This window comes from Streptomyces sp. MMG1121, from assembly GCF_001280015.1.
Lineage (GTDB): Bacteria > Actinomycetota > Actinomycetes > Streptomycetales > Streptomycetaceae > Streptomyces.
The window spans coordinates 95,317-120,857 of record NZ_LGDV01000251.1; the positions used below are offsets into that span (position 1 = coordinate 95,317).

25 protein-coding genes and 2 pseudogenes are annotated in these 25,541 nt (G+C 73.6%); 14 read left to right on the plus strand and 13 right to left on the minus strand.

The genetic code is table 11. The features are described from left to right. Positions 1 to 5 precede the first annotated feature (5 nt). The gene (locus ADK64_RS38875; protein WP_053666823.1) at positions 6 to 533 is read right to left on the minus strand and encodes a gamma carbonic anhydrase family protein; all 528 of its coding nucleotides are present in this window, start codon (positions 531 to 533) and stop codon (positions 6 to 8) included. A 108-nt stretch (positions 534 to 641) separates the two neighbouring features. On the opposite strand from ADK64_RS38875, the gene ADK64_RS38880 reads away from it, so the two are divergent. Next, entirely contained in the window at positions 642 to 1,406 is a 765-nt protein-coding gene (locus ADK64_RS38880) for an acyltransferase (protein WP_053666824.1), read from the plus strand. A gap of 1 nt (position 1,407) precedes the next feature. Here ADK64_RS38880 and ADK64_RS38885 read toward each other — a convergent pair whose 3' ends face one another. After that, a complete protein-coding gene (locus tag ADK64_RS38885) occupies positions 1,408 to 2,265 on the minus strand; it encodes an EamA family transporter (RefSeq protein WP_053666825.1) in 858 nt (285 codons plus the stop codon). Between the two features lie 107 nt (positions 2,266 to 2,372). On the opposite strand from ADK64_RS38885, the gene ADK64_RS38890 reads away from it, so the two are divergent. Next, positions 2,373 to 2,945: an XRE family transcriptional regulator gene (locus ADK64_RS38890; RefSeq protein WP_053666826.1), complete on the plus strand. Its 573-nt coding sequence runs from the start codon at positions 2,373 to 2,375 to the stop codon at positions 2,943 to 2,945. A 32-nt stretch (positions 2,946 to 2,977) separates the two neighbouring features. After that, entirely contained in the window at positions 2,978 to 3,535 is a 558-nt protein-coding gene (locus ADK64_RS38895; RefSeq protein WP_053666827.1) for a YbaK/EbsC family protein, read from the plus strand. A 2-nt stretch (positions 3,536 to 3,537) separates the two neighbouring features. Here the strand turns inward: ADK64_RS38895 and ADK64_RS38900 are convergent, their stop codons facing one another. Further along, positions 3,538 to 4,578, minus strand: a complete 1,041-nt coding sequence (locus tag ADK64_RS38900) for a cation diffusion facilitator family transporter (protein WP_053666828.1) — start codon at positions 4,576 to 4,578, stop codon at positions 3,538 to 3,540. Between the two features lie 61 nt (positions 4,579 to 4,639). On the opposite strand from ADK64_RS38900, the gene ADK64_RS38905 reads away from it, so the two are divergent. After that, positions 4,640 to 4,993: an ArsR/SmtB family transcription factor gene (locus tag ADK64_RS38905; protein ID WP_199829837.1), complete on the plus strand. Its 354-nt coding sequence runs from the start codon at positions 4,640 to 4,642 to the stop codon at positions 4,991 to 4,993. On the opposite strand, the gene ADK64_RS38910 is transcribed toward ADK64_RS38905, so the two are convergent. The 3 genes from ADK64_RS38910 to ADK64_RS38920 form a co-directional block, all read right to left on the minus strand. Further along, a complete protein-coding gene (locus ADK64_RS38910; protein WP_053667143.1) occupies positions 4,987 to 6,216 on the minus strand; it encodes a 4-hydroxybenzoate 3-monooxygenase in 1,230 nt (409 codons plus the stop codon). The genes ADK64_RS38905 and ADK64_RS38910 overlap by 7 nt on opposite strands. Positions 6,217 to 6,294: 78 nt before the next feature. Then, entirely contained in the window at positions 6,295 to 7,932 is a 1,638-nt protein-coding gene (locus ADK64_RS38915; RefSeq protein ID WP_053666829.1) for an APC family permease, read from the minus strand. Positions 7,933 to 8,147: 215 nt separating this feature from the next. Then, the gene (locus ADK64_RS38920) at positions 8,148 to 8,549 is read right to left on the minus strand and encodes a CoA-binding protein (RefSeq protein ID WP_107093224.1); all 402 of its coding nucleotides are present in this window, start codon (positions 8,547 to 8,549) and stop codon (positions 8,148 to 8,150) included. Between the two features lie 190 nt (positions 8,550 to 8,739). Between ADK64_RS38920 and ADK64_RS44445 the strand changes: the two are divergent. The 6 genes and pseudogenes from ADK64_RS44445 to ADK64_RS38945 form a co-directional block, all read left to right on the plus strand. Further along, a pseudogene (locus ADK64_RS44445) lies at positions 8,740 to 9,105 on the plus strand (hypothetical protein); the annotation flags it as partial. A gap of 510 nt (positions 9,106 to 9,615) precedes the next feature. Continuing rightward, positions 9,616 to 10,029, plus strand: a pseudogene (locus ADK64_RS38925) (hypothetical protein); the annotation flags it as partial. Continuing rightward, entirely contained in the window at positions 10,026 to 10,571 is a 546-nt protein-coding gene (locus tag ADK64_RS38930) for a SixA phosphatase family protein (protein WP_053666830.1), read from the plus strand. The pseudogene ADK64_RS38925 and the gene ADK64_RS38930, both read left to right, overlap by 4 nt. A 99-nt stretch (positions 10,572 to 10,670) precedes the next feature. Beyond that, on the plus strand, positions 10,671 to 11,297 hold the full coding sequence (locus tag ADK64_RS38935; protein WP_053666831.1) for a YigZ family protein: 627 nt from the start codon (positions 10,671 to 10,673) through the stop codon (positions 11,295 to 11,297). A 105-nt stretch (positions 11,298 to 11,402) separates the two neighbouring features. After that, positions 11,403 to 12,566 carry an exonuclease SbcCD subunit D gene (locus ADK64_RS38940; RefSeq protein ID WP_053666832.1) on the plus strand — a complete coding sequence of 388 codons (1,164 nt, stop codon included), beginning with the start codon at positions 11,403 to 11,405 and terminating at the stop codon, positions 12,564 to 12,566. Further along, the gene (locus ADK64_RS38945) at positions 12,563 to 15,559 is read left to right on the plus strand and encodes an AAA family ATPase (protein ID WP_053666833.1); all 2,997 of its coding nucleotides are present in this window, start codon (positions 12,563 to 12,565) and stop codon (positions 15,557 to 15,559) included. The genes ADK64_RS38940 and ADK64_RS38945 overlap by 4 nt, the downstream gene beginning before the upstream one ends. Positions 15,560 to 15,563: 4 nt before the next feature. Here ADK64_RS38945 and ADK64_RS38950 read toward each other — a convergent pair whose 3' ends face one another. Beyond that, positions 15,564 to 16,010 carry an Lrp/AsnC family transcriptional regulator gene (locus tag ADK64_RS38950; RefSeq protein ID WP_053666834.1) on the minus strand — a complete coding sequence of 149 codons (447 nt, stop codon included), beginning with the start codon at positions 16,008 to 16,010 and terminating at the stop codon, positions 15,564 to 15,566. A 94-nt stretch (positions 16,011 to 16,104) separates the two neighbouring features. Here ADK64_RS38950 and ADK64_RS38955 point away from each other — a divergent pair, with 94 nt between their 5' ends. Both ADK64_RS38955 and ADK64_RS38960 read left to right on the plus strand, forming a co-directional pair. Continuing rightward, positions 16,105 to 16,581 carry a rhodanese-like domain-containing protein gene (locus ADK64_RS38955; RefSeq protein ID WP_053666835.1) on the plus strand — a complete coding sequence of 159 codons (477 nt, stop codon included), beginning with the start codon at positions 16,105 to 16,107 and terminating at the stop codon, positions 16,579 to 16,581. A 26-nt stretch (positions 16,582 to 16,607) separates the two neighbouring features. Then, positions 16,608 to 17,123, plus strand: a complete 516-nt coding sequence (locus tag ADK64_RS38960; RefSeq protein WP_053667147.1) for an immunity 21 family protein — start codon at positions 16,608 to 16,610, stop codon at positions 17,121 to 17,123. Between the two features lie 142 nt (positions 17,124 to 17,265). Here the strand turns inward: ADK64_RS38960 and ADK64_RS38965 are convergent, their stop codons facing one another. From ADK64_RS38965 to ADK64_RS38980, 4 genes are all read right to left on the minus strand, one after another. Further along, positions 17,266 to 18,501, minus strand: a complete 1,236-nt coding sequence (locus ADK64_RS38965) for a cytochrome P450 (RefSeq protein WP_053666836.1) — start codon at positions 18,499 to 18,501, stop codon at positions 17,266 to 17,268. 33 nt (positions 18,502 to 18,534) lie between these two features. Next, positions 18,535 to 19,926 (minus strand): NAD(P)/FAD-dependent oxidoreductase, encoded by a 1,392-nt coding sequence (locus tag ADK64_RS38970; protein ID WP_053666837.1) that lies wholly within the window; start codon positions 19,924 to 19,926, stop codon positions 18,535 to 18,537. Continuing rightward, on the minus strand, positions 19,916 to 20,173 hold the full coding sequence (locus tag ADK64_RS38975) for a ferredoxin (protein WP_053666838.1): 258 nt from the start codon (positions 20,171 to 20,173) through the stop codon (positions 19,916 to 19,918). Before ADK64_RS38975 ends, ADK64_RS38970 begins: the two co-directional genes overlap by 11 nt. 134 nt (positions 20,174 to 20,307) lie before the next feature. Then, positions 20,308 to 20,964: a hypothetical protein gene (locus ADK64_RS38980; protein ID WP_053666839.1), complete on the minus strand. Its 657-nt coding sequence runs from the start codon at positions 20,962 to 20,964 to the stop codon at positions 20,308 to 20,310. 164 nt (positions 20,965 to 21,128) lie between these two features. Here ADK64_RS38980 and ADK64_RS38985 point away from each other — a divergent pair, with 164 nt between their 5' ends. Further along, a complete protein-coding gene (locus ADK64_RS38985; RefSeq protein ID WP_053666840.1) occupies positions 21,129 to 21,971 on the plus strand; it encodes an SDR family oxidoreductase in 843 nt (280 codons plus the stop codon). Positions 21,972 to 21,987: 16 nt separating this feature from the next. Here the strand turns inward: ADK64_RS38985 and ADK64_RS38990 are convergent, their stop codons facing one another. Both ADK64_RS38990 and ADK64_RS38995 read right to left on the minus strand, forming a co-directional pair. After that, positions 21,988 to 23,679, minus strand: a complete 1,692-nt coding sequence (locus tag ADK64_RS38990; protein WP_053666841.1) for a DUF885 domain-containing protein — start codon at positions 23,677 to 23,679, stop codon at positions 21,988 to 21,990. A gap of 52 nt (positions 23,680 to 23,731) precedes the next feature. Next, positions 23,732 to 24,217, minus strand: coding sequence for an Lrp/AsnC family transcriptional regulator (locus ADK64_RS38995; RefSeq protein WP_053666842.1), 486 nt, complete (start codon positions 24,215 to 24,217; stop codon positions 23,732 to 23,734). A 60-nt stretch (positions 24,218 to 24,277) separates the two neighbouring features. Between ADK64_RS38995 and ADK64_RS39000 the strand changes: the two genes are divergently transcribed. After that, positions 24,278 to 25,498: a trans-sulfuration enzyme family protein gene (locus ADK64_RS39000; RefSeq protein WP_053666843.1), complete on the plus strand. Its 1,221-nt coding sequence runs from the start codon at positions 24,278 to 24,280 to the stop codon at positions 25,496 to 25,498. Positions 25,499 to 25,541 lie beyond the last annotated feature (43 nt).

Genomic DNA, 25,541 nt, shown 5'->3' on the forward strand with positions numbered 1-25,541 from the left:
GCCGTCTAGAGGTGCACGTCCTGGTGCGCCTTGGCCAACTCCGCGTACATCGTGCCGTTGAGGGTGACCCCCTGCCGCTCTTCCTCGCTCAGCTCCCGCCGGACCTTCGCCGGCACCCCGGCCACCAGCGACCCGGGCGGCACCACCATCCCCTGCGGCACCAGCGCCTGCGCGGCGACGAGCGACCCGGCGCCGATGACGGCCCCGTTCAGCACGGTCGCTCCCATCCCGATCAGACAGTCGTCCCTGACGGTCGCCCCGTGCACCACCGCGTTGTGCCCGATGGACACCCGCTCACCCACGCTGACGGGAAACCCGGGGTCCGCGTGCAGCGTCACGTTGTCCTGCACGTTCGCGCTCGCCCCGACGGTGATCTTCTCGACGTCACCGCGTACGACCGCCCCGTACCAGACACTGGCCCCGGCGTGCAGGGTGACGTCCCCGATCACGGAGGCCGTGGGCGCCACGAACGCCTCGGGATCGACCTGGGGTTCCTTGCCACCGATGCCCACGATCAGGGCCTGCTGCGTCATCACCGTTCTCCTCGTGTCGTAGTACCCCGCACGGTACGACACGGGCTGGGGCAAAGATCACAGCAGGCAGCCCTCTCGCTGAAAGCACCCGCTTAGTAACGTAACCCCGTGCCCCAGCGCAAGAACACGTTCTCATCCTGGCGTCACCGCGCAGCGCAGCGCGCGGTGCACGCGGCCTGGGCCTGGGCGCAGCGCAGCGGTTCCGTCACCGCCGAGCGCCCGGGCCGGCTCCGCTTCGGCGCGATCGGCGAAGCCACCCGCCTCGCCTTCCCGCTCGGCACGGTCTTCGGCGAGCCCTGGATCCACCTGGGCTCCCACTGCATCATCGGCGAGCAGGTCACACTGACCGCCGGTCTGATGCCGGACCTGGATCTCGGACCGGACCCGATCCTGCGCATCGGCGACGGAGTGGTCCTCGGCCGCGGCAGCCATGTCATCGCGGACACGACGGTCACCATCGGCAGCGACTGCTACTTCGGCCCGTACGTCTACGTCACCTCCACCAACCACTCCTACGACGACCCGCACCAGCCCATCGGCAGGCAGTGGCCGCGGATGCAGCCGGTGGAGATCGGCCCGGGCTGCTGGATCGGCACCGGCGCGGTGATCCTGCCCGGCGCGCGGATCGGCCGGAACGTGGTCGTCGCGGCCGGTGCCGTGGTGCGCGGCTCGGTGCCCGATCACGCCGTGGTGGCCGGGGCGCCGGCCCGGGTCGTCCGGCGCTGGACGCCCGACGACGGCTGGCAGCCCCCGCTCAGGACGCCCGCTCCGGTGCCGATACCCGACGGTATGACGCCGGGGCAACTCGCGGCGCTGGCGGAGCTGGACGAGGACGGGCTGGCCCGGCTCGCGCAACTGGAGACCGAGGGCTGACTCAGCCGGTCGCCAGCAGCAGCGTGCCGAGCAGGGCCAGGCCCGCGCCCGCCGCCTGGATCGCGCGCAGCCGCTCGCTGAGGAAGCCGCGTGCGGCCAGCGCGGTCACCACCGGGTACAGCGAGGCGAGGACGGCCGCCACGGTGACCGGGCCGTGCTGGGCGGCGACCGAGTAGGTGCCGTTCGCCGCCACGTCGGCGAGCCCGACGAAGGCGAGCGCGGGCAGCGAGGCCCAGGGGAGACCGCCGTCCGGCACGGCCCGGCCGCCCCGCCGGACCGAGACGGCGAGCGCGGTCCCGCCGGCCGCGACACTGGTCAGCCGCTGCACGAACAGGGCGAGGAACAGGCCGGTGACCGTGGTGGAGGCCTCCGCGATCAGCGCGAAGACCGTGCCGAAGCCCATGGCCGCGACCAGGGTGAGCAGGATCGCCTGCCGCTGTACGGCCGCGCCGCGCAGCTGGGGGCCGCCCGCGAGGACGACGCCGGTGACGGCGACCGCGATGCCCGTGCCCTGGAGCAGCCCCGGGCGCTCGCCGAGGACCAGGCCCACGCCGACCGGGACGGCCACGCTGAGGGTGGCGAGCGGTGAGACGACTCCCATGGGGCCGAGCGCGAGCGCCTTGTAGAAGCAGAGCAGGGCGACGGGTCCGGCCAGGCCCGCGGCGAACGCGAACCACAGCCGGGGTCCGGCCTCGCTCCAGCCGCCGGTCGCGACGACGATGGCGCCGAGCACGGTCGCCGCGATGGCCTGCGAGACGACCACGACCGTCAGTGCGGGGAAACGCCGGGTCAGCAGTCCGCCGCCGAAGTCGGCCAGCCCCCACAGGAGGCTGGTGGTGAGCGCGAAGAATGCTGTCACGGCCAGCCTCGCAGTACAGTTTGATGAACGATCGGGTGCACCCCACCGTAGTTCAACCAAGTGAACTCTGTCATCCCATATACTGGACTCTCCTTGATGGACGTGATGTGTCGGACCTCGACCTGCTGACCCAGTCCCTGGCGCGCAACGTCAAGCGCTGGCGCACCGAGCGCGGCTTCACCCTGGACGCGCTCGCCGCCCGTGCGGGAGTCAGCCGCGGCATGCTCATCCAGATCGAGCAGGCCCGGACGAACCCCAGCATCGGCACCGTCGTCAAGATCGGCGACGCACTCGGCATCAGCATCACCACGCTGCTCGACTACGAGCAGGGCTCCAAGGTCCGCATCGTCGCCCCCGAGCAGGCCGTACGGCTGTGGCACACCGACGCCGGCAGCTACAACCGCCTGCTGGCCGGCACGGAGGCCCCCGGCCCGGTGGAGATGTGGGACTGGCGGCTGATGCCGGGCGAGTCCAGCCCCTCCGAGCCGCACCCGGTGGGCACCGTGGAGCTCGTCCACGTCACCGCCGGCGACCTGACCCTCACCGTCGACGGCGTGGCCCATCTGGTGCCGGTCGGGGCGAGCGCCACGTTCGAGGCCAGCACCGAGCACACGTACAGCAACGAGGGCGGCGTACCGATGGAGATGGTGATGGCCGTCTCGGTGCCGCCGGTGCGCTGAACCGCGCCGGACCGGGCTGTTAGCGTCCGGCCATGCGCGCACCCATCGGACACTTCGACACCGCCACCCCGGCCCCGGACTGCCTGGACGAACTGATCGCGCCCGTCGCCGACGCCGTACGCGGCTGGCGGGGCGCGGTCCCCGCCGACCGCGTCCTCTACGTCGAGACCGATCCGCGCTGGGCCGACACCGCCGTCTTCGTCGAGCACTACGGCCGCGACCTGCTGGAGCAGTCGGCGAACTGCGTGGTGGTCGCGGGCAAGCGGGGCGGTGAGACCACGCTCGCCGCGTGCCTGGTGCTGTCCACCACCCGGGTCGACGTCAACGGCGTCGTCCGCCGCCATCTCGGCGCCCGCAAGGCCTCGTTCGCCTCGATGGACACGGCGACCGGCGAGACCGGCATGGAGTACGGCGGCATCACCCCTGTCGGTCTGCCCGCCGACTGGCCGGTGCTGGTGGACGCGGCCGTCGCCGACCTGCCGTACGTCCTCGTCGGCAGCGGACGCCGGCGCGGCAAGCTGCTGGTGCCCGGCAAGGCCCTCGCCGAACTGCCCGCAGCCGTGGTGCTGGAGGGCCTCGGGGCCGACTGACGTCAGGCCGTCAGATGGTGGGCCAGTGCCAGGTGCGGGTCCGTCTCGCCCGGCGCCGGTACCGGATCGGCGTGCACCAGGGCGGCCGTCAGCCTCGGTACGGCGTGCAGCAGCGCGTGTTCGGCCTCGACGGCGATCGCGTGCGCCTGCCGTACCGTCGCCTCGCCGTCCACCACCAACACGAGTTCGGCCCGCAGCCGGTGCCCGATCCAGCGCAGCCGCAGCTCGCCCACCTCGCGCACGCCCGGCACTGCCCGCACCGCCTGCTCGGCCCGGTCCACCAGCGCCGGGTCGACGGCGTCCATGACCCGCCGGAACACCTCCCGCGCCGCGTCCCGCAGCGCCAGCACGATCGCGGCCGTGATCGCCAACCCCACGATCGGGTCGGCCAGTCGCAGACCGAGAGCGGAGCCGCCGGCGCCCACGAGCACGGCCAGGGAGGTGAACCCGTCGGTGCGGGCGTGCAGGCCGTCGGCGACGAGCGCCGCCGAGCCGATCTCACGGCCCACCCGGATCCGGTACCGGGCCACCCACTCGTTGCCGACGAAGCCGACCAGCGCGGCCGCCGCGACCGCCGGCACCTGCGCGACCGGGCGCGGGTCGAGCAGCCGCCCGACGGCCGCCCACGCGGCGAAGGCGGCGGAGGCGGCGATGGTCAGCACGACCACCAGCCCCGCCAGATCCTCGGCCCGCCCGTAGCCGTAGGTGAACCGGCGGGTCGCCGCCCGCCGCCCCAGCACGAAGGCGATGGCGAGGGGTACGGCGGTCAGGGCGTCGGCGGCGTTGTGCACGGTGTCCCCGAGCAGTGCCACCGACCCGGACCCGGCCACCACGACCGCCTGTGCCAGCGCGGTCGTCCCCAGCACGGCCAGCGACACCCACAGTGCCCGCATCCCGCGCGCCGAGGCCTCCAGGGCGGCGTCCAGCTTGTCGGCGCTCTCGTGGGAGTGCGGGGTGAGCAGGTGCGCGAGACGGTGGCGCAGGGAGGGAGAGCCGTGGTCGTGCGGGTGCTCGTGCGGCCGGTGCTCGTGGTGGTCGCTCACGTGGATCCCCTTCCGGTGCGCGGAGGTGGACGCGCGGCGCCCACGGAGCCATTATGTGCGTATGAGCGCACGCATGCACCTGTCACCTGCGCACCATGCGCACCCGCGCAGCCCGGGCGAGGAGCAGTTCGCGCTGGCCGCCGAGCTGTTGTCCCTGCTCGGCGACCGCACCCGGCTCACGCTCCTGCACGCCCTGACCGCGGGAGAGGCCGATGTCACCACGCTCACCGACACGTGCGGCGCGGCCCGTCCCGCCGTCAGCCAGCATCTGGCCCGGCTGCGGCTCGCGGGTCTGGTGAAGACCCGCAAGGAGGGCCGCCGGGTGGTCTACTCGCTCGCGCACGGGCACTTGCGCCGGCTGGTGGACGAGGCGCTGAAGACGGCCGACCACCACCTCGCCGAGCGGGCTCAGTAGGCAGGGGCCGAGCCCAGGTACTGCTCGGCGAAGGCCGCCGCGGCGGCGGGCGAGGAGAACAGCCGGCGCAGCCGGGCCAGCGTGGTCCCGGCGCGGAACGGATCACCCGACGCGAGGCCGTGGTAGACGTCCGACAGCCACTGCGAGAACTCCTGGTAGTCCCACACCCGGCGCAGACACGCGGCCGAGTAGCCGTCCAGACCGCTCACGTCGCCCAGGGACACGTAGGCGGCGAGCGCGTCGCCGAGCACGAAGGCGTCGTTGAGGGCGAGGTTCATGCCCTTCGCGGCGATCGGCGCGACCAGGTGACCGGCGTCGCCGGCCAGGAACAGCCGCCCGTGGACGAGGGGCTCGACGACGTAGTGGTGCATGTCCAGCACGCGCTTCTCGATCAGCCGGCCCTCGGCGAGCGGGGGCGCCCCGGCCGCGCCGAGCCGTTCGCGCAGCTCGGTCCAGACCCGCTCGTGCGGCCAGTTCTCCGGATCGTCGCCCGGCGGGCACTGGAGATAGAACCGGGTCACCTCGGGGCTGCGGGGCATCTGCCCGGCGAACCCGCGCGGATGGAGGCCGAACAGGACGCAGTCCATCGACGGCGGGACCTCGGCGAGCAGCGCCAGCCAGCCGATGCCGTCGTCCTGCCGTGCGATCCTGCGGTGTCGGGCGGGTATCGCGTCCCGCGTCACCCCCCGCGCCCCGTCGCACCCGGCGATGAAGTCGCAGCGCAGCAACCGCGTTTCACCCGTGTCCGGGCAGCGGTACGACACCGCGGGCCGGTCCGTGTGCAGGTCGTGCAGCGTGACGTCGCGCACGCCGAAGCGGATGTCGCCGCCGCGAACGTCGGCGTACTCCCGCAGCAGGTCCGTCACCAGCAACGGCTGCGGATAGACATAGTGATGACGGCCCGTCAGTTCGGTGTAGGGGAAGCGGTACCGCTCGCCGGCGAAGCGGAACTCGCACGCGCTGTGCGGTGCGGCCCGCTCCGGCAGCCGCCCGGCCAGGCCGCGGCGGTCGAGTTCGCGCACCGCCCATTCCTCGATGACACCGGCCCGCGGCCGCGTCTCGACGAACTGCCTGCTCTCGGTCTCCAGCACGACACAGTCGACCGAGGCGGCCCGCAGGATGTTGGCGACGGCGAGCCCGGCGGGCCCGGCGCCCACGATGACGACCGTACGGCCGTCATCGGGCGCGGAGTTGGAGTGGGGGGATCGGGGGGAGGGGGAGATCACCCCCGCATTATGACGGTGTCCCGTCAGCCGGGGTGCGGCCGACGGGACACCAGGGGGGATCCGGGGGAGTCGGGGTCAGTGCGCGGGCGCGTCCGTGACCACGACCTCGTCGATGCTGCGCTCGATCGCCTCGGGCGCCGAGGCGGTGGCCTTGGCCCAGTAGTAGATGACGATCGAGAACACCGCGATGACTGCCATGTCCCACCACAGCGGGAGGGTGCCCCGGCCGCCGAAGCCGCCCAGCCAGGAGATCACGCCCATCCCGAGCAGGTAGGGCGGCAGCCACTGCGCGGCCTTGAAGTCCAGCCGGGGCGCGTCGGGCAGGTTCTTGCGGATCGCGTACCAGGCGTAGGAGCCCAGCAGCACGTAACCGAGCAGGATCGCGAAGCCCAGGCGCCACAGGGTGCCCCAGCCGGCCCAGTAGATGATGAGGTTGGCGATCACGAACGACACCGGAGAGATGATCTTGCCGGCGGGCAGCCTGTACGGCCGCGGCAGGTGCGGCAGCCGGTCGCTGAACACGCCGTACGCGAGGGGCGCGCCGGCGTACATCAGCACGCTCGCCGAAGTGATGAAGCCGACCAGCGTCTGCCAGCTCGGGAACGGCAGGAAGCAGACCACGCCCGTGATGAACGAGATGAGCAGACCGAACCACGGCACGCCGCGCTTGTCCGTCTTGATGAACAGCTTCGGCGCGTAGCCGTTCTTCGCCAGGCCGTAGGAGACGCGCGAGGTGGCGGTCGTGTAGATCAGACCGGTACCGGCGGGAGAGATCACCGCGTCGATGTAGAGGACCACGCCGAGCCAGCCGAGGCCCACGATGGTGGCGAGACCAGCCCAGGGGCCGCTGATGCCGGCGAAGTTCAGGTGAGCCCAGCCGTGCGCGAACGAGGCGTGCGGCAGCGCGGCGATGAACACGACCTGGAGCAGGACGTAGATCACCGCACCGATCGCGACCGAGCCGAGGGTCGCACGCGGCAGGTCCCGCTGGGGGTTCCGGCTCTCACCGGCCAGCTGGATGGCCTGCTCGAAGCCGAGCAGGGCGAAGATGATGCCGCTGTCGCTGATGGCGCTGAGCACGCCCTTGGCGCCGAACGGGGCGAAGCCCTCGGAGGTGAAGTTGGCGGGGTGGAAGTTGCCGATGGCGATGATGAAGATCGCGCCGAGCGGGACCGCGATCTTCCACCAGGTGGCGGCGCTGTTGGTGTGCGCGAGGGCGCGGACACCGAAGAAGTTGACACCGACGAAGACCGCCATGAGGACGACCGCGAGGGCGAAACCGCTGGTGGTGAGGGTGCTGTCGGCGTGCTGGAGCCCGTCGGCCCACTTCCAGTGCTTGGCGTAGCCGATCATGGCCTCGACCTCGATCGGGGCCACCGTTGCGGCCTGGAGCCAGGAGAACCAGCCGAAGGACATACCGGCCAGGCCGCCGAAGGCGTAGTGCGGATAGCGCGCGGTGCCGCCCGCCACCGGGAACATGCCGCCGAGTTCGGCGTGCACCAGCGCCAGCAGCACGATGGCCACCGCGCCGATCACCCACGAGATGATCGCCGCGGGGCCCGCCGCCACGACCGCCTTCTCGGCGCCGAAGAGCCAGCCCGACCCGATGATGGATCCCACCGAGGCCCACATCAGACCGATGAGTCCGACGTCGCGGCGCAGACCCCCGGTGTCGCTTGTGGCTACCGGTGCAGCCTGGTCGACATTCGCCATGTCAAGTGGCCTCTCAGATCGTAAACGCGGAATTAACGAGCAAGGGGGCCACAGGCTAGGGACGCTTTCCATGTGAGCAAAAGACTGTTAACCAAGTTTTGACCCGGGATCTTGAGTGTCTTGGGTGCACCCTCAGCCACAGGCTTGGCACAGGTCAGACGTCGACTTCGAATGTCAATATTCAGCGCCGAATTGTGAGAAGAAGGTGAGACAACCTAGTCGAGGCGAGGAATTTCGATCGCCGGGCAGCGGTCCATGACCATCTCCAGCCCGGCCGACCGGGCTCGCGCGTAGGCGGCCCGGTCCACGACGCCCAGCTGGAACCACACGCCTCGCGCGCCCTTCGCCACGGCCTCGTCGGCGACCGCGCCGGCCAGCTCGCTGTTGACGAAGACGTCGACCACGTCCACCTCGAAGGGGACCTTTGAGAGGGAGGCGTAGCCCCGCTCGCCGTGCACCGTCTCCGCCTTCGGATGCACCGGCACGATCCGCTTGCCGAACCGCTGCAGCACCTGTGCCACTCCGTACGCGGCCCGGTTCCGGTTGGTGGACAGCCCGACGACGGCCCAGGTGTCGCCCAACTCGGTCAGGAGCCTCCGGACGGCCGCTTCGTCCATTTCGTCCGTCATGTTGTCGATCGTGTCATCGCCGTGCATGGCCGCCATGGCCGCCTCCTCGGTACGCGGGAACCGTTCGCCCGCTCAACAGGGTGCCGCCGGGTCCGGATTCCCGTCCCGTACCCGCCGCCATGTCCGGAATCGCCGCAAGATGCCTGCGTACGGCCGTCCGCCCGCCTACGCTCGCCCCGTGCTGCGCATCCTCGACGAACGAACCGGTGAGCCCGTCCCCGCCGCCCCCGCCCGCCGCGGCCTGACCCGCATCGAGGCCTACGCCTCCGGACTGGACCCGACCGCCCTGCGGGTCCTGCTCACGGCCGACCTCCTGGTCCGGGCCCTCGAACTGGGCGGCACCCCGGTCTGGACGATCCTCACGGCCCCCCGCCAGCACGCCGAACTGCGCACCGCTGCCACGACCCTGGCCATCCGCCCCTTCGAGGACGGCCGCGACCTGGCCTCGGGCCTCGGCGAGGCCCAGGCGATCCACGTGGCGAACGACCCCGCGACCGCCTTCGGGGCCGGACCGGTGATGCGGGTGGCACCGGTGAGCTGGGAGGGGGAGAAGACGAGGGAGCGCGAGACGGGGGCTGCTGGGGGTGGTGGCTCCGAGTCCGGCTCCGGTGGTGGGTCCGGGGGTGCTGGGGGCCGTGGTGCTGGGTCCGGCTCCGGTGGTGGGTCCGGGGGTGCTGGGGGCCGCGAGCCCGGGTGTGGGGCAGGTGGTGGCTCCGGGTTCGCCTCCGATCAGGGTTCCGGCCGTGGGTCCGGGCCTGCTGGGGGTCACGGTTCCGAGCCCGCTTCCGGCGGCCGGGTGCCAGGATCCGGTCCTGGCGGCGCTCCCGAGCCGGGTGCCGGCCGTTCGCCCGGGTCTGCGCCGGGCCGTGGTTCCGGCTCCGGCTCCGGCTCCGGCTCCGGTGGTGCGTCCGGACCTGCTGCGGGCCATGACTCCGAGCCCGCTCACGGCCCTGAGGCCGGGCCTGCCGCGGGCCCCGTCTCCGAGTCCGCTTCCGAGCGGCGGTCCGGCCCCGCGCCTGGATCCGCTCCCGGCCCTGCCTTCGAGCCTGCCCCCGGATCCGCCCCCGGCGGTGCGCCCCACCCGGCTGTCCACCCCACTGCCCACCCCGCGCTCCCCCTCCTCCTCGCCGACCCCGAGGCCTTCCGGTTCGCGCTGCTGGCCGTTCCGCGCAGTGAGCCCGTGCGGCTCGACCGGGCCGTGCTGGACGAGGCGGCCGGGTCGCTCGCGCGGTGGCGGCGGGCTGTGGCCGGGTGGGCGCGACAGCCGTCGCGGCCGGTGCCCGAGGCGGTGCGGGCGCGGCTGCGTTCCGCGTGGGAGGACGATCTCGATCTGCCCGGCGTCCTGGACGTGCTGCGGGACGTGGCCGGCGCCCCGGACCTGCCCGACGGTGCCCGCTTCGAGACGTACGCCTACGCCGACCGCCTGCTGGCCCTCGACCTCCTCCGCGACGTCGGGACCCTCGCGTGATCACGCGCGCGGGCGCGACGGGCCCGCTGCGCCGGCTGGTGGTGCTGCGGCACGCCAAGTCCGCCTGGCCCGAGGGCGTAGAGGACCGCCGCAGGCCGCTCGCGCGACGCGGCCTGCGGGACGCCCCGGCCGCCGGACGCGCCCTCGCCGAGGCCGACTGCCTGCCCGACCTCGCCCTGTGCTCCACGGCCGCGCGGGCGCGCCGCACCTGGGAGCTGGCCTCCGCCGAGTGGGGCACCCCGCCGCCGGTGCGCTACGACCCGCGGCTGTACGCGGCCGACGTGGCGGAACTGGTGGAGGTGGTCCACGAGGTGCCGTCCGAGGTGGAGACCCTGCTGCTCGTCGGGCACAACCCGGGCTTGGAGGAACTGGTCCTGGAGCTGGCCGGGGACGGCCTCGACGACACGCTGCAGCGGGTGCGGACGAAGTTCCCGACGTCCGCGATCGCCGTCCTCAACTGGCGCGGCACCGGCTGGTCCGCCCTCGCCCCGGGGGCCGCCCTGCTGACCTGGATGACCGTGCCGCGCGGCGTCAAGGAGTGACGCGCCTCACGCGCGCGTGCCCGAGCCGCAGCACCCCGCGCGCGTGGCCGCGTCCTCGGCCCGGGAGGGGCACTCCCCGTCACCGCATAGGCTGACGGGATGCAGGACGAGTACCGCACAGTCGCTCGCGCGGGCGTGCACGAGACCGAGATCAACCGCTCCCGCTTCCTGTGCGCCCTCGCCCCGGCCGCCACCGAGCAGGAGGCGCAGGACTTCATCGCCTCCGTCGGCAAGGAGCACGCCGACGCGACCCACAACTGCTGGGCGTACGTCATCGGCACGGACGCCTCCGTGCAGAAGGCCAGCGACGACGGCGAACCGGGCGGCACCGCCGGCGTCCCCATGCTCCAGATGCTGCTGCGCCGTGAGATGCGCTACGTCGTCGCGGTCGTCACCCGCTACTACGGCGGCGTCAAGCTCGGCGCCGGCGGACTGATCCGCGCGTACGGCGGTGCCGTCGGCGAGGCCCTCGACACGCTCGGCACGCTTACCCGGCGCCGCTTCCGGCTGGCCACGGTGACCGTCGACCACCAGCGCGCGGGCAAGGTCCAGAACGACCTGCGCGCCACCGGGCGCGAGGTCCGGGACGTCCGCTACGGCGAGGCCGTCACCATCGAGATCGGCCTGCCCGACGCCGACGTGGACGCCTTCCGCGCCTGGCTGGCGGATGCCACGGCGGGCACGGCGGGGTTCGAACTGGGCGGAGAAGCCTACGGAGACGCGTGACACAGCGGGCTGATCGTTCATATTCGCATCAACTTCGCGGTCGTGAAGGGCTGATACGGGAGTAACCGCCCGTGATGTCAGGCCCGGCCGTTAACCTCGGGGATCATGAGACTGCTGCACACGTCCGACTGGCATCTCGGCCGGGCCTTCCACCGGGTGAACCTGCTCGGGGCCCAGGCCGAGTTCATCGGTCACCTCGTCAGCGTCGTGCGCGAGCACGCCGTGGACGCGGTGGTCGTGTCCGGCGACGTGTACGACCGCGCGGTGCCCCCGCTTGCCGCGGTCGAGCTGTTCGACGACGCGCTGCACCGCCTCGCGGACCTCGGCGTGCCCACGGTGATGATCTCCGGCAACCACGACTCGGCCCGTCGTCTCGGCGTCGGCGCCGGGCTCATCGAGCGCGCCGGCATCCACCTGCGCACCGATGCGGCCGCCGCCGGCACGCCGGTCGTGCTGCCCGACGCCCATGGGGACGTCGCCTTCTACGGGCTGCCCTATCTCGAACCCGCCCTGGTGAAGGACGAGTTCGGGGTGGAGAAGGCCGGGCACGAGGCCGTGCTCGGCGCCGCCATGGACCGCGTCCGCGCCGACCTCGCCACGCGCGCGCGGGGCACCCGCTCCGTCGTCCTCGCCCACGCCTTCGTCGCCGGCGGCCAGGCCAGCGACAGCGAGCGGGACATCACCGTCGGCGGGGTCGCCGCCGTACCGGCCGGTGTCTTCGACGGGGTCGACTACGTGGCGCTCGGCCATCTGCACGGCTGCCAGACCCTCACCGGGCGCGTGCGCTACTCCGGCTCCCCGCTCGCCTACTCCTTCTCCGAGGCCGACCACCGCAAGAGCATGTGGCTGATCGACCTCGGCGCAGACGGTTCCGTCAGCGCCGAGCGCCTGGACTGCCCGGTGCCGCGACCGCTGGCCCGCATCCGGGGCACCCTGGAGGACCTGCTGGCGGACCCGGCGCTGAGCGGCCACGAGGACGCCTGGGTCGAGGCCACGCTCACCGACCCGGTCCGCCCGGCCGACCCCATGGCCCGGCTCACCGAGCGCTTCCCGCACACCCTCAGCCTCGTCTTCGCCCCGGAGCGGGCTCCCGGCGGCCCCGGGGCGTCGTACGCCCGGCGGCTCGCGGGCCGCAGCGACCAGCAGGTCGCCCAGGACTTCGTCGCCCATGTGCGCGGGGCCGGACCGGACGACCGGGAGCTGGACGTGCTGCGCGAGGCGTTCGACGCCGTGCGCGCCGACGACGTCGTACGGGAGGTGGCCCGATGAGGCTGCACCGGCTCGACATCACCGCCTTCGGGCCCTTCGGCGGCTCCCAGAGCGTCGACTTCGACGCGCTGTCCGCCGCCGGCCTCTTCCTGCTGCACGGCCCCACCGGCGCGGGCAAGACCTCCGTCCTGGACGCCGTCTGCTACGCCCTGTACGGCTCGGTCCCCGGCGCCCGCCAGAGCGGCGGCGGCCAGGGGATGAACCTGCGCAGCGACCACGCCGAGCCCGGTATCCGCACCGAGGTCCGCCTCGACCTCACCGTCGCCGGACGGCGGCTGGAGATCACCCGGCAGCCGCCCCGGGAGCGGCGCAAACTGCGCGGCACGGGCACGACGGTCGACAAGGCCCAGACCTGGCTGCGCGAGTACGACGCCGCGGCCGGCGCCTGGAAGGACCGCAGCCGCTCCCACCAGGAGATCGGCGAGGAGATCACCCAGCTGCTCGGGATGAGCCGCGAGCAGTTCTGCCAGGTCGTGCTGCTGCCCCAGGGCGACTTCGCCCGCTTCCTGCGCGCCGACGCCGAGGCCCGCGGCCGGCTGCTCGGCCGGCTCTTCGACACCCAGCGCTTCGCCGATGTCGAAAAGCGCCTCGCCGACCGCCGCCGCGCCACCGAGGCACGCGTGCGCGAGGGTGACGCGGGTCTGCTCGCCGACGCCCACCGCATGCAGCAGGAGGCCGGCGACGCCATGGAGCTGCCCGAGCTGGCGCCCGGCGACCCGGGCCTGGCCGAGGCGGTCCTGGGAGCCGCCGCCGTGGCCCGCGTCACCGCCCGCGAGCGCCTCACGGTCGCCCACTGCCGCCTCGGTGCCGCCGAGTCCGCCCACACCGAGGCCCGCCGCGCCCTGGACGACGTACGCGAACTCGACCGGCTGCAGGGCAGGTTCGCCGAGGCGCGGCGGCGCGCCGAGCGGCTTCAGCAGCACGCGGGCGCCCACCGCGAGGCCCAGCAGCGCATGGAGCGGGCCCGCAAGGCGGAGGCGGTGGCGCCCGCGCTGGAGCTGCGCGAGGCCGCCGAACAGGAGCACCACAGGGCCGCGGCGGCCGAGGCACGCGCGCGCGGGACGCTCCCCGGCTCCTACGCCGATTCCGGCCCGAGCGGACTGGCCACCGCCGCCCGCCGGGTCGCCGAGGAGCTGGGCGGCCTGGACGCGGCCCGGCGCGCCGAGCGCCGGCTCGCCCGCCTGACCGAGGAGCGCTCCGGGCTCGACCGGCAGGAGCGCGCCGACGAGGACGTGCTGCGCGAGGCCGACGCCTGGCTCGACGGCTGGGACACCGCCCGCGCGGCGCTCCAGTCCCGCGTCGACTCCGCCCAGGAGGCCGCCACCCGCGCCGAACAGCTCGCCGTACAGCGGGAACCGATGGGCGGGCGGCTCGGCGCGGCCCGCACCCGGGACGCCCTGGCCGCCGACCTGGAGGACGCGCAGCGCCGGGTGCGCGCGTCCCAGCAGCAGGCCCTCGGCGCCCGCGCCCACTGGCTCGACCTCAAGGAACAGCGCCTGAACGGTATCGCCGCCGAACTGGCCGCCCACCTCACCGACGGCGAGCCCTGCGCCGTCTGCGGAGCCACCGCACACCCCGCCCCGGCCCGCAAGGTCGCCGGACACGTCGACCGCGAAGCCGAGGAACGGGCTCAGGCCACCTCCCAGCAGGCCGACCGGCAGCACGCCGAGGACGAGCGGCGGCTCGGCGTCGTCCGCGAGGCCCTGGCCGCCGCCACCGCCGAGGCCGGCGACACGCCCACGGCCCAACTCGAAGAGAACGCGGCCGAGTTGGAGCAGGAGTACGCTCGGGCCCGCCGTGAGGCCTCCGCCCTGCACGCCGCCCACGAGGAGCTGCGGCGCGCCGAGCACGAGCGCGAGCAGCGCCTCGCCGATCGCCAGCAGGCCGCCGTACGGGCCGCCTCCCGGCTCACCCGGCGCGAGACCCTGGAGCGCGAACAGGCCGAACTGGAAGCGGAGTTGGTGCAGGCGCGCGGTGCCGCGGGCAGCGTGGCCGCGCGCGCCGCGCAACTGGAGCGGCGGGTGGCGCTGCTCACCGACGCCGCCGACGCGGCGCGCACCGCCGAGGACGCCGCGCAGCGCCTGAAGGACGCCGACGCCCGCCTCGCCGACGCCGCCTACCGCGCCGGGTTCGAGACCCCGCAGGCCGCGGCCGCCGCCCTCCTGGACGCCACCGCCCACCGCGAGCTGCAACACCGCCTGGACGCCTGGCAGTCGGAGGAGGCGGCCGTACGGGCCGTGCTGGCCGAGGCCGACGCCGCGGCCGCCGCCCAGCAGCCGCCCGCCGATCTCGCCACGGCCGAACGGGCCGCGGCGGAGGCGGAGCGGCGCCTGCGCACGGCCGCCTCGGCCCGCGACGCCGCCGCCCGCTGCCGCACCGAGCTGGACCGGCTCTCCGGGCGCGCCGCCGAGGCGGTACGGCGGCTCGCCCCCGTGCGCGAGGAGTACGACCGGGTCGCCCGTCTCGCCGCCCTCACCGCGGGCACCTCCGCCGACAACGAACGCAAGATGCGCCTGGAGTCGTATGTGCTCGCGGCCCGCCTGGAGCAGGTCGCCGCCGCCGCGACCGCCCGGCTGCAGCGCATGTCGTCCGGCCGCTACACCCTCGTCCACTCCGACGACCGCTCCGGACGCGGCCGCAGCGGGCTGGGGCTGCACGTGGTCGACGCCTGGACCGGACGCGAACGCGACACCGCCACCCTCTCCGGCGGCGAGACCTTCTTCGCGTCGCTCGCACTCGCCCTGGGCCTCGCGGACGTCGTCACGGACGAGGCCGGCGGGGTCCGGCTGGACACCCTCTTCATCGACGAGGGCTTCGGCAGCCTCGACGACCAGACCCTCGACGAGGTCCTCGACGTCCTCGACTCACTCCGGGAGCGGGACCGCAGCGTGGGCATCGTCAGCCACGTCCCCGACCTGCGGCGGCGGATCCACGCGCAGCTGGAGGTCGTGAAGGACAGAGCGGGGTCCACGGTGCGGCAGCGGGGCGTCTGACGCGTCAGCGGCCCAGCGCCCGCCGGGGCAGTGGCGAGGAGTACACGACGCTGGTCGTCACCGAGCCCAGCGCGCCGATCTTCCCGGATATCTGCTCCAGATGGGACATGGACCGTGCGGCGACCTTGATGACGAAGCAGTCGTCGCCCGTCACATGGTGCGCCTCCAGGATCTCGGGCGTGGCGGCCACCAGGTCGTGAAACGGCTTGTAGTTGCCATTCGGATAGCGCAGCCGCACGAAGGCCAGGATCGGCAGCCCGAGCCGCTCGGGGTCGACGACCGCCGCGTAGCCCTGGATCACGCCGGCCTCCTCCAGCCGTCGTACCCGTTCGGTGACGGCGCTCGGCGACATCGAGACGGCACGCGCCAGTTCGGCGTAGCTGGCCCGGCCCTCCCGCTGGAGGACCTCGAGGATGCGCCAGTCGGTGGCGTCCGGGGAATACACGGTCATCCCGGATGGATAGCAGGGAAATCCCCGGCCCATCAAGGGGAAGCCCGTGCATCGTCCCTTCAGGGAGCGGCCCGGCGGCCGTAGATTCTCAGCCATGATCACCACGACCACCACGAACCCCGTCCTGCGCGTGGCCCCGGCCGCCCCCGCCGAGGCAGCCGCCTACTTCCGGGCGAGCCTCGCCTTCCACGCCGACGTCTCCGACGTGGCCGCCGCCCTCACGGCCGACGGCGACCCCGGCTTCGTCGTCGTGGACTCCCGCTCGACCGAGTCCTGGGACCAGGGCCATCTGCCCGGCGCGATCCACCTGCCCACCGCGCTCATCCCCGAACAGGCCGGGCAACTCCTCGACCGGTCCGTGCCGGTGGTGACGTACTGCTGGGGCCCGGGCTGCAACGGCGCCACCCGCGCCGCCCTCGCCCTCGCCGAACTCGGCTACCAGGTCAAGGAGATGCTCGGGGGGTTCGAGTACTGGGCGCGCGAGGGCTTCGCCTACGAGACCTGGCAGGGCCCGGCACGCCGCGACGCCGACCCGCTGACCGCTCCCGTCGAAGGCGAGTGCGGCTGCTGACGACGGCCCGTGTAGGTTCTCTGCCCATGGCTCGATACGCGGATCCAGGCGCCCTGGAGTGGGTGGAATCGGGCGGCGGCCCCCTCATAGCCGTACCCGAGACGGTGCTGCCGTTCTGGGCGGGCGCCGACAGCGAGGACCTCGCCACGGACTACGACCGGGCGTGCGAGGTCGACGGACCCGTCGGCCTGCTCCCCGTCGGCGACAGCGCCGCCCTCGTCTTCGGTGACGAACCCGACTCCACCTCCTTCCTGCCGGAGCACGCCACCTTCGTACGGTGGTCCGCCGCGTACTCCGAGGCGGAGCTGCTCGCCGGTGTCCCGGCCGCCCTCGACGCGGCGGTGTGGGGGAGCGAGGTCCGCTGGCGGGTGCCCGGACCGGTGCTGCTGTTCGACGCGGCCCGGCCCGGCCGGGCCGCGGGTCGCACCGAGCACCTGCGGGTGCCGCTGGAGGCCGGCACGTACGCGGTGCGCGCCGCCTATGCGCAGCCGGGGCCGGAGACCTGGCTCGGGCTGGTGCGGCTCAGCCGGATCAGCGCCTGAGCCCCCGTCGCCCGGGCCCCCGTGGCCCGGGCCTTCGTCGTCCGGGCCCCCGTGGCCCGGGCCTTCGTCGTCCGGGCCCCCGTGGCCCGGGCCTTCGTCGTCCGGGCCCCCGTGGCCCGGGCCCTCGTCGGCCGAGCCCTCGTCACTTCAGCGCGTCGAAGGCGATCTCCAGATGCCGGGGGCCGCGCAGCACCGCGTTGGGCCGGTAGGGCGGCGGGTCCGCCACCAGACGGGGATTCTCCAGCCGCCGGGCCAGCGCCTCCAGGGCGATCTGGGCCTCCAGCCGGGCCAGCGGGGCGCCGAAGCAGCTGTGGACGCCGCTGCCGAAGCCCAGGTGCTGGATGTCCTCGCGGTCCGGGTCGAAGCGATCGGGGTCCTTGAACCGCTCGGGGTCACGGTTGCCCGCGGCCAGCATCAGCCAGATCCGCGAGCCCTTGGGGACGGTGGTCCCGCGCACCTCGATGTCGGCGATGCAGGTGCGCTGCGGCAGGAGCTGCACCGGCGGTTCGTAGCGCAGCAGCTCCTCCACGATGTGGGCGGCCAGGTCCGGGTCCGCCCGCAGCCGCTGGAGGATCTCCGGGTGGCGCAGCAGGGTGAGCATGCCGTTGGCGATGAGGTTGACCGTCGTCTCGTGCCCGGCGATCAGCAGCAGCACGGCGGTGGTCATCACCTCCATCATCGTCATGGCGCCGTCCGGACCCCGGTGGTTGACCATGTCGGACAGCAGGTCGTCGCGCGCGTCCTTGGCGCGCTCGTCGACCAGCCCGGCCAGGTACATACCGAGCTGCATGCGCGCTTCCGTCGTGGCCTTCGCCATCTCGGCGTCCGCGCTCCTGCGGGTGTCGGGGTCGAGGCCGGCGACGATCGGATCGACCCAGGAGCGAAAGCGCGGCTCGTCCTCGCGGGGCACGCCGAGCAGCCGGCAGATCATCGTCACCGGGAGGGGGTAGGCGAACTGGTCGACCAGATCGATCTGCCGCGCGTCCCCGAAGCCGTCGATCAGATCGTCGGCGAGGCTCTCCAGGTCGCCCCGCATGTCCTCGATCCGGTGCGGCCGGTGCGGCGGCCCGAAGCCGCTGTTGGTGATGCGCCGCAGCCGGTCGTGCTCCGGCGGGTCGAGCCGGATGAAGGACGGCGGCAGCCCCGTGTTCTCCGCCTGGGAGATCTCGTCGTCCCCGGCCGCGGTCAGATTGACGGCGTCGGAGCTGATCCGTGGATCGTGCAGCAGGCTCTCGATGTCGTAGTAGGAGCTGAAGACATAGGGGCCGCCCTCCTCCTCGTGCAGCACCGGCGTCCTGCGCAGTTCCGCGTAGAGCGGGTACGGGTCGGCGCGGTTGGCGAAGTCGGTGATCTGGCGCAACAGCGGGGTCTGCGTCATGACAGGTCCTTGGGGCGTCGGGCCGGGCGGCGGTCAGTGGCGGGCGGGGTGGAAGACCAGCTGCTGGTCGGCCGGTGAGTAGCCGCTGAGGGTCACGGTCGGGCCGTGGGTCGGCAGCGACGGGTCGGGGAAGTCGGAGGAGAGCGGCTGCCGGCCCTCGGGACGCCGGTCGACCGTCGGATAGTCCACCGGGAACGGCGCGCCCCGCTCGATCTGCCGCTGGTAGAACTCCAGCCACCGGCAGTTGTCGAAGCTCACGGCGGCCACGATCCGGCCCAGATGGCCGTAGACGCCGACGAACCGGCGCTCGGCCAGCGACCCCTGGGTGATCATGAGTTGCTCGCCCATGGGCGGCACGCCGACCGACTTGATGTTCACCCGGAACTGCGAGGACCAGAACGCGGGCATCCACAGATGCGGGCGCCGGTCGGCACCCCGGCAGATCATGTTGTGCGCGGCGGTCTCCGCCTGCGCGACGGCGTTGCCCCAGTGCTCCAGCGAGAGGAACTGGTAACCGAAGAGCGCGTGCGGCGAACGTGCGACGTCCCCCGCGACGAAGACGTCGTCGGTGACGATCCCCCGGAAGTCGAAGGCCCGGCAGCCCGCGTCACAGGCGATCCCCCGGGGCCCGGCGCCGAGCCCCGACCCGGCCAGCCATTCCGTGTTGCGCATCGAACCCAGCGAGACGACCACGACATCCGCCTCGACGATGCTCTCGTCGGAGAGGTGCACCGCCCGCACCCGTCCCGCCGGGTCGCCCTCCAGGGCCGTGACCGAGACATGGGTGCGCAGGTCCACGCCGTTCTCGTGCTGCAGGTCGGCCGCGACCGCGCCGATCACCCCGCCGAGCGCGCCCACCAGCGGCCCGCCCGCCCGTTCCGCCACGGTGACGGGGATGCCCCGCTCGCGGCAGGCCGAGGCGACCTCCGACCCCGTGAACCCGGCGCCGATGACGAACACCCGGCGCGGCCCCGACCGCAGCCGCTGGTACAGCCCGGCCGCGTCGTCGCGGGTGCGCAGCACGAACACGCCGTCCAGGCCGGCCTCCGCCTCCTTCGGCCAGGGCCGGGCGCGCACCCCGGTCGCGATGAGCAGCCGGTCGTACTCGACCTCGTCGCCGTCGGCCAGCTTCACGCGCTTGGCCGACAGGTCCAGGCCGGTCGCCGCGACCCCGAGCCGCCACTTCGCGTCGATGTCGCGGCGCCGGGGCAGCTCGGTGCGGTGCGGGGACGCCTTCTCCAGCAGGACCGACTTCGACAGCGGCGGGCGGTCGTACGGCTCGTAGGGCTCGTCGCCGATCAGCGTGAGCGACCCGGCGAAGCCCTCGGCGCGCAGCGTCTCCGCCGCCCGCAGGCCCGCCAGGGACGCGCCCACGATCGCGATCCGGCCCTCGCGCCTGAGCCGGTCCACGTGGTCAGTGGCCATCCGACGCCTCCCCGGCGGATCCGGCCCCCGGCCCACCCACGAGCCCGTCCAGCCCGTCCAGCCCGTCCGCCGTGATCGCCTGCACCGGGCAGGCGGCGACCGCGCGGGCCAGCCGCTCCCGCTGTTCCTCGGGTGCGTGCGGGTTGTAGAGCAGCGACTCCTCGCCGTGCAGGGCGAAGACGTCGGGTGCGAGGAACGCGCACTGGGCGTACCCCTGACATTTGTTGAGATCCACGACGAGCCTCATCGACGCTGTGCCCTTCCCGTGGCCAGGTCCGGTGCGCGTTCCGCGATGCGCGCGGCGGCCCGGACGGTGGTCATGTCCCGCCCGCCAGCATGAGAGCCCCGGGGCGAGCCCGCCTGTCGGCGACACCGTCCGGGTCAACGGGCGCGCCGGCTCACCACGAGGATGTACCCGCTGAGCACCAGCGACCACGCGGGAAACACCAGCTCCGCCCAGGGCACGTTCGACGCGGCGAAGAGCAGCGTCAGGGCGGTGAGGAGGCCCAGCACGGTGAGCGGGCGGGGCAGCGCACCGAGGCGGTGGCCGATCACCGACGTGGAGCACACGAAGACGGCCGCCATCCGCATGGCGTAGTCGTTCATCAGCAGGTACGCCACATGGCGGCCGAAGTCCCAGGAGGCTGCCCCGGGTGCCGCGCCGGGCCGGTGCGTGAGGGCGAGTACGGCACCGGCCGCCGCGGCGGCGCCGAACAGGGTGGCGGTGAAGACGAGCCCGCTGCCGAGGAAGACGGTCGCGAGGAACTGGTCCTCCCTGGCGCCGACGTGTGCCCGTACGGCGCCGATGAACCAGAGGAAGAAGATACCGGCGAACGGCACCAGGGCGAGGGCCCACCCCACCGCTTCGCGCCGTGCGGTGTCCGTGAACACCGGGCCGGTGACCGCCTCGGCCCGGTCCGGGATGCCCAGCCGGATCAGGACGATCGCCGCCGCCAGCAGCAGCGCGAAGACGACGCCCGCCAGCCCGGCGGCGCGCGGTGTCTGAAGTGCCTGCTGCACCGGCCTGTTGTCCTGCATGCAGGCCCGCCTCCTTGCATCGGCCCCGGGCACCAGCTAGCCGCCTGCCGGTGCCCCGTGCCACCGGGGGAGGGCCGTACGGCCGACCCGGACGCCGTACGGACGCGCCGGGGCCCGACTATCGCGTCGCGCCGGGCCCCGTACGCCCCCTACGGTGTTCGACCATGCCCACGGACACGTACCCCCCTCCGGCCGGTCTGCGCCGCGACCCGCTCCCGCTGCGCGGCCGTACCGCACTCGTCACCGGCGCCTCCCGGCGCGCCGGGATCGGGCATGCCGTGGCCCGGCGGCTGGCCGCGTACGGCGCGAGCGTCCATCTGCACCACCATGTGCCGCACGACGCGGCCATGCCCTGGGGCGCCGACAGCCCCGGCGCCGTGGCCGACTCGGTACGCGCGGCGCTCGGCGATCCCGGGGCCCGGGTCGACTCGGGCCCCGGTGACCTCGCCGACCCGGCGGAACCGGCCCGGCTGATCGACATCGTCGTCCGGGAGTACGGCCGCCTCGACATCCTCGTCGCCAACCACGCCCTCAGCGGCTGCGACGGCACGCTGGACGAGATCGACGCCGCGATGCTCGACGCGCACTGGGCGGTTGACACCCGCTCGGTGCTGCTGCTCGTCCAGACCTACGCCCGCTCACGCGCGGCCCTGCCCCCGGGCACCTCCGGCGGGCGCGTGGTACTCATGACCTCGGGGCAGGACATCGGCGGCGGCATGCCGGACGAGATCGCCTACGCCCTGCAGAAGGGCGCGCTCGCCTCGGTCACCAGGTCCCTGGCCGGCCCGCTGGCCGAGCACGGCATCACCGTGAACACCGTCAACCCCGGCCCGGTGGACACCGGTTACGCCAGCGGGGAGGCCCACGCGGCCGTCGCCGCCCGGTTTCCCGCCGGACACTGGGGCCTGCCCGACGACCCCGCGCGGCTCATCGCGTGGCTGGCCACCGACGAGGCGCGCTGGATCACCGGGCAGGTCATCAACTCGGAAGGCGGCTTCCGGCGTTGACGCCGGCGCCGGGCCGTCAGAGCAGGGACAGCTCGTCCACCAGATCGTCCAGGCCCAGCGACCCCTGCGACAGCGCCGCCATGTGCCAGGCCTTGAGGTCGAACGCGTCGCCGTGCCGCTCGCGCGCCTTCTCCCGGCCCAGCAGCCACGCCCGTTCACCGAGCTTGTAGCCGATCGCCTGGCCCGGAATCGTCAGATACCGGGTCACCTCGCTCTCCACGAAGTCCGCGGGACGGCTGCTGTGCGCCGCGAAGAACTCCTGGGCCAGCTCCGGCGTCCAGCGCTCACCGGGGTGGAAGGGCGAGTCCGCCGGGATCTCCAGCTCCAGGTGCATGCCGATGTCCACGATCACCCGGACCGCCCGCATCATCTGCGCGTCCAGATAGCCGAGCCGCTCCTCGGGGCTCTTCAGATAGCCCAGCTCGTCCATCAGCCGTTCCGCGTACAGGGCCCAGCCCTCGGCGTTGGCGCTGACCCCGCCGATCGTGGCCTGGTAGCGGGAGAGGTTCTCCGCCACGTGCACCCACTGCGCGATCTGGAGGTGATGCCCGGGCACACCCTCGTGGTACCAGGTCGACACCAGGTCGTAGACCGGGAACCGGGTCTGGCCCATGGTCGGCAGCCAGGTGCGGCCGGGGCGCGAGAAGTCCTCCGAGGGGCCGGTGTAGTACGGGGCCGCGGCACCGCCGGGCGGCGCGATGCGCGACTCCACCTTCCGCACCCGCTCGGCCAGTTCGAAGTGCGTGCCGTCCAGGTCCTCGATGGCCTGGTCCATCAGGCCCTGGAGCCACTCCCGGACCTCCTCCACGCCCTCGATGTGCCGGCCGTGCTCGTCCAGGTGCGCCAGCGCCACCCACGGCGTACCGGCGCCCGGCAGGATCTTCTGCGCCTCCTGCCGCATCTCGCCGAGCAGCCGGTGGAACTCCGCCCAGCCGTACGCGTACGCCTCGTCCAGGTCCAGGTCGGTGCCGTTGAAGTAGCGGGACCAGCGCGCGTACCGCTCACGGCCCACCGTGTTCGGGGCGTCCTCGCCCGCCGGCGCGTACACGTCCCGCAGCCAGTCCCGCAGCTCCACCAGGGCGCCGGTCGCGGTGCGGGCCGCCTCGTCCAGCTCGGCGCGCAGCGCGTCCGGACCGGCGGCGGCGAAGTCCTCGAACCAGCCGCGGCCCGTGCCGTCGGTGTCCGTCCACTCGGTGAGCTGCTGGATGTACGTCGCCGTGGGCCGAGGCGCCGCGAACAGCTTGCGGTCCAGGCCGAGCCGGAGCGAGGCACGGTAGCCCGCGAGCGCGCCGGGCACCGCGCGCAGCCGCTCGGCGATCGCCGCCCAGTCCTCCTCGGTCTGCGAGGGGGTGACCGTGAAGATGTCCCGCACCGAGTGGCCGGGGGTGTGCATGTTGCCGATCGCGCGCAGATGCTCGTCCGTCTCGTGGACCGCGAGTTCGGCGGTCAGCCGCTCCCGCAGCAGCCGCGCACAGCGGCGCTCCACGTCACTGTCCGCGCCGGGCCGCCGCTCCGCCTCGTCGAGCCGGGCGAGCGTGGTCCGTGCCAGCTCCGCGAGGGCCTCCTGGCCCGCGGGCGAGTAGTCGGGCAGCCGGCTCGAACTCTCCCGCACACCGAGATAGGTACCGGTGACGGGGTCGAGGGCGATGAGGTCGTCCACATACGCGTCGGCGACCTGCCGGGGCAGCGGGCTGTTGGTGTCAGACATACGGGCCATCCTCGTACGCGAGGGATCACCGCGTCACCCACGTACGGGGGATTCAGCTCTGGGCGTGGCCGGGCGGCAGCAGCGGCCCGCACTCCCACTGCTGGAAGATCAACCGGGTCTCCACCCGGGCCACTTCCCGCCGGGACGTGAACTCGTCGAGCACGAGGCGCTGCAGATCGGCCATGTCCGCGACGGCCACATGGACCAGATAGTCGTCCGGCCCGGTCAGATGGAACACCGTCCGGGCCTCCGGCAGCGCCCGGATCCGCTCCACGAACGGCCCCACCAGCTCCCGCCGGTGCGGCCGTACCTGCACCGACAGCAGCGCCTGGAGCCCGCGCCCCAGCCTGGCCGGATCCAGCTGCAACCGGTGGCCGAGGATCACGCCCGAGCGGCGCAGCCGGGTCACCCGGTCCAGGCACGTCGACGGCGCCACGCCCACCTGCTCGGCGAGGTCGCGGTAGGTGGTCCGGGCGTCGTTCTGCAACAACCGCAGCAGGTGGAGATCCACCGGATCCAGTGCGACAGATTCGGCCATTGGCCGAACGTAGCACGGTGTTCGACTCCGGAGAACCGTTCACTGTTCACCCTTCCGCCCATGGACACAGCGACCACCGGTGCCTACGACGGCGTACGCACCGCATCGAGAGCCCTGGCCACCGAGGCCGTGCACGCCGGCCGCGACGATCTGGCCCGCCAGGGCCTGCACGCCCCGCCGATCGACCTGTCCACCACCTACCCCTCCTACGACAGCCGCGCCGAGGCCGCCCGCATCGACGCCTTCGCCGGCGACGGCGCCGACCCGGTGGGGCCGCCCGTCTACGGCCGCCTGGGCAATCCGACCGTCGCCCGCTTCGAGACCGCCCTGGCCCGTCTGGAGGGCACCGAGTCCGCGGTCGCCTTCGCCAGCGGCATGGCCGCGCTGAGCGCCGTGCTCCTCGCCCGCACGGCCATGGGGCTGCACCACGTCGTCGCCGTACGCCCCCTGTACGGCTGCAGCGACCACCTGCTGACCGCCGGGCTCCTCGGTACGGAGGTCACCTGGACCGACCCGGCCGGGATCAGCGACGCGCTGCGCCCGGACACCGGTCTGGTGCTGGTCGAGTCCCCGGCCAATCCGACCCTCGCCGAACTCGATCTGCGGGCCGTCGCCCATGCCTGCGGCTCGGTCCCGCTGCTCGCCGACAACACCTTCGCCACGCCCGTGCTGCAACGCCCGGCCGAGCAGGGGGCACGGCTGGTGCTGCACAGCGCCACCAAGTACCTCGGCGGCCATGGCGACGTGCTCGCCGGGGTGGTGGCCTGCGACGAGGAGTTCGCGGGCCGGCTACGGCAGATACGGTTCGCCACCGGTGGCGTCCTGCATCCGCTGGCGGGCTATCTGCTGCTGCGGGGACTGTCCACGCTCCCGGTGCGGGTGCGGGCCGCCTCCGCGAACGCCGCCGAACTGGCCCGCCGGCTCACCGCCGACCCGCGCGTGGCCCGCGTCCGCTACCCCCGGCTCGGCGGCGCGATGGTCGCCTTCGAGGTCTACGGCGACCCGCACGAGGTCATCTCCCGGGTCCGGCTCGTCACCCCGGCGGTGAGCCTGGGCAGCGTGGACACGCTCATCCAGCACCCCGCGTCCATCAGCCACCGCATCGTCGACGCCGACGACCGGCGCGGGGCGGGAGTGAGCGACCGGTTGCTGCGGCTGTCGGTGGGGCTGGAGGACGTGGACGATCTGTGGGCCGACCTGGACCAGGCGCTGGGCGCGGGGCCGGAGACACTGGTGGCTGCCGGGGAGCCGGGCGCCACGGGACAGCGCCAGGGCTGCTGAGCACCGTCGCGGCGGATTCCCGGGCCGGCCGACGTGAAGAGCA

Bases quoted from the DNA above. Each gene is read 5' to 3' on its own strand.
- ADK64_RS38940 (WP_053666832.1), top strand. From the start codon at position 11,403: ATGAGACTGCTGCACACGTCCGACTGGCATCTCGGCCGGGCCTTCCAC.
- ADK64_RS38960 (WP_053667147.1), top strand. From the start codon at position 16,608: ATGGCTCGATACGCGGATCCAGGCGCCCTGGAGTGGGTGGAATCGGGC.
- ADK64_RS38975 (WP_053666838.1), bottom strand. From the start codon at position 20,173: ATGAGGCTCGTCGTGGATCTCAACAAATGTCAGGGGTACGCCCAGTGC.
- ADK64_RS38950 (WP_053666834.1), bottom strand. From the start codon at position 16,010: ATGACCGTGTATTCCCCGGACGCCACCGACTGGCGCATCCTCGAGGTC.
- ADK64_RS38955 (WP_053666835.1), top strand. From the start codon at position 16,105: ATGATCACCACGACCACCACGAACCCCGTCCTGCGCGTGGCCCCGGCC.
- ADK64_RS39000 (WP_053666843.1), top strand. From the start codon at position 24,278: ATGGACACAGCGACCACCGGTGCCTACGACGGCGTACGCACCGCATCG.
- ADK64_RS38935 (WP_053666831.1), top strand. From the start codon at position 10,671: ATGCAGGACGAGTACCGCACAGTCGCTCGCGCGGGCGTGCACGAGACC.
- ADK64_RS38985 (WP_053666840.1), top strand. From the start codon at position 21,129: ATGCCCACGGACACGTACCCCCCTCCGGCCGGTCTGCGCCGCGACCCG.
- ADK64_RS38905 (WP_199829837.1), top strand. From the start codon at position 4,640: ATGAGCGCACGCATGCACCTGTCACCTGCGCACCATGCGCACCCGCGC.
- ADK64_RS38970 (WP_053666837.1), bottom strand. From the start codon at position 19,926: ATGGCCACTGACCACGTGGACCGGCTCAGGCGCGAGGGCCGGATCGCG.
- ADK64_RS38920 (WP_107093224.1), bottom strand. From the start codon at position 8,549: ATGGACGAAGCGGCCGTCCGGAGGCTCCTGACCGAGTTGGGCGACACC.
- ADK64_RS38945 (WP_053666833.1), top strand. From the start codon at position 12,563: ATGAGGCTGCACCGGCTCGACATCACCGCCTTCGGGCCCTTCGGCGGC.
- ADK64_RS38915 (WP_053666829.1), bottom strand. From the start codon at position 7,932: ATGGCGAATGTCGACCAGGCTGCACCGGTAGCCACAAGCGACACCGGG.
- ADK64_RS38980 (WP_053666839.1), bottom strand. From the start codon at position 20,964: ATGCAGGACAACAGGCCGGTGCAGCAGGCACTTCAGACACCGCGCGCC.
- ADK64_RS38875 (WP_053666823.1), bottom strand. From the start codon at position 533: ATGACGCAGCAGGCCCTGATCGTGGGCATCGGTGGCAAGGAACCCCAG.
- ADK64_RS38995 (WP_053666842.1), bottom strand. From the start codon at position 24,217: ATGGCCGAATCTGTCGCACTGGATCCGGTGGATCTCCACCTGCTGCGG.
- ADK64_RS38965 (WP_053666836.1), bottom strand. From the start codon at position 18,501: ATGACGCAGACCCCGCTGTTGCGCCAGATCACCGACTTCGCCAACCGC.
- ADK64_RS38895 (WP_053666827.1), top strand. From the start codon at position 2,978: ATGCGCGCACCCATCGGACACTTCGACACCGCCACCCCGGCCCCGGAC.
- ADK64_RS38990 (WP_053666841.1), bottom strand. From the start codon at position 23,679: ATGTCTGACACCAACAGCCCGCTGCCCCGGCAGGTCGCCGACGCGTAT.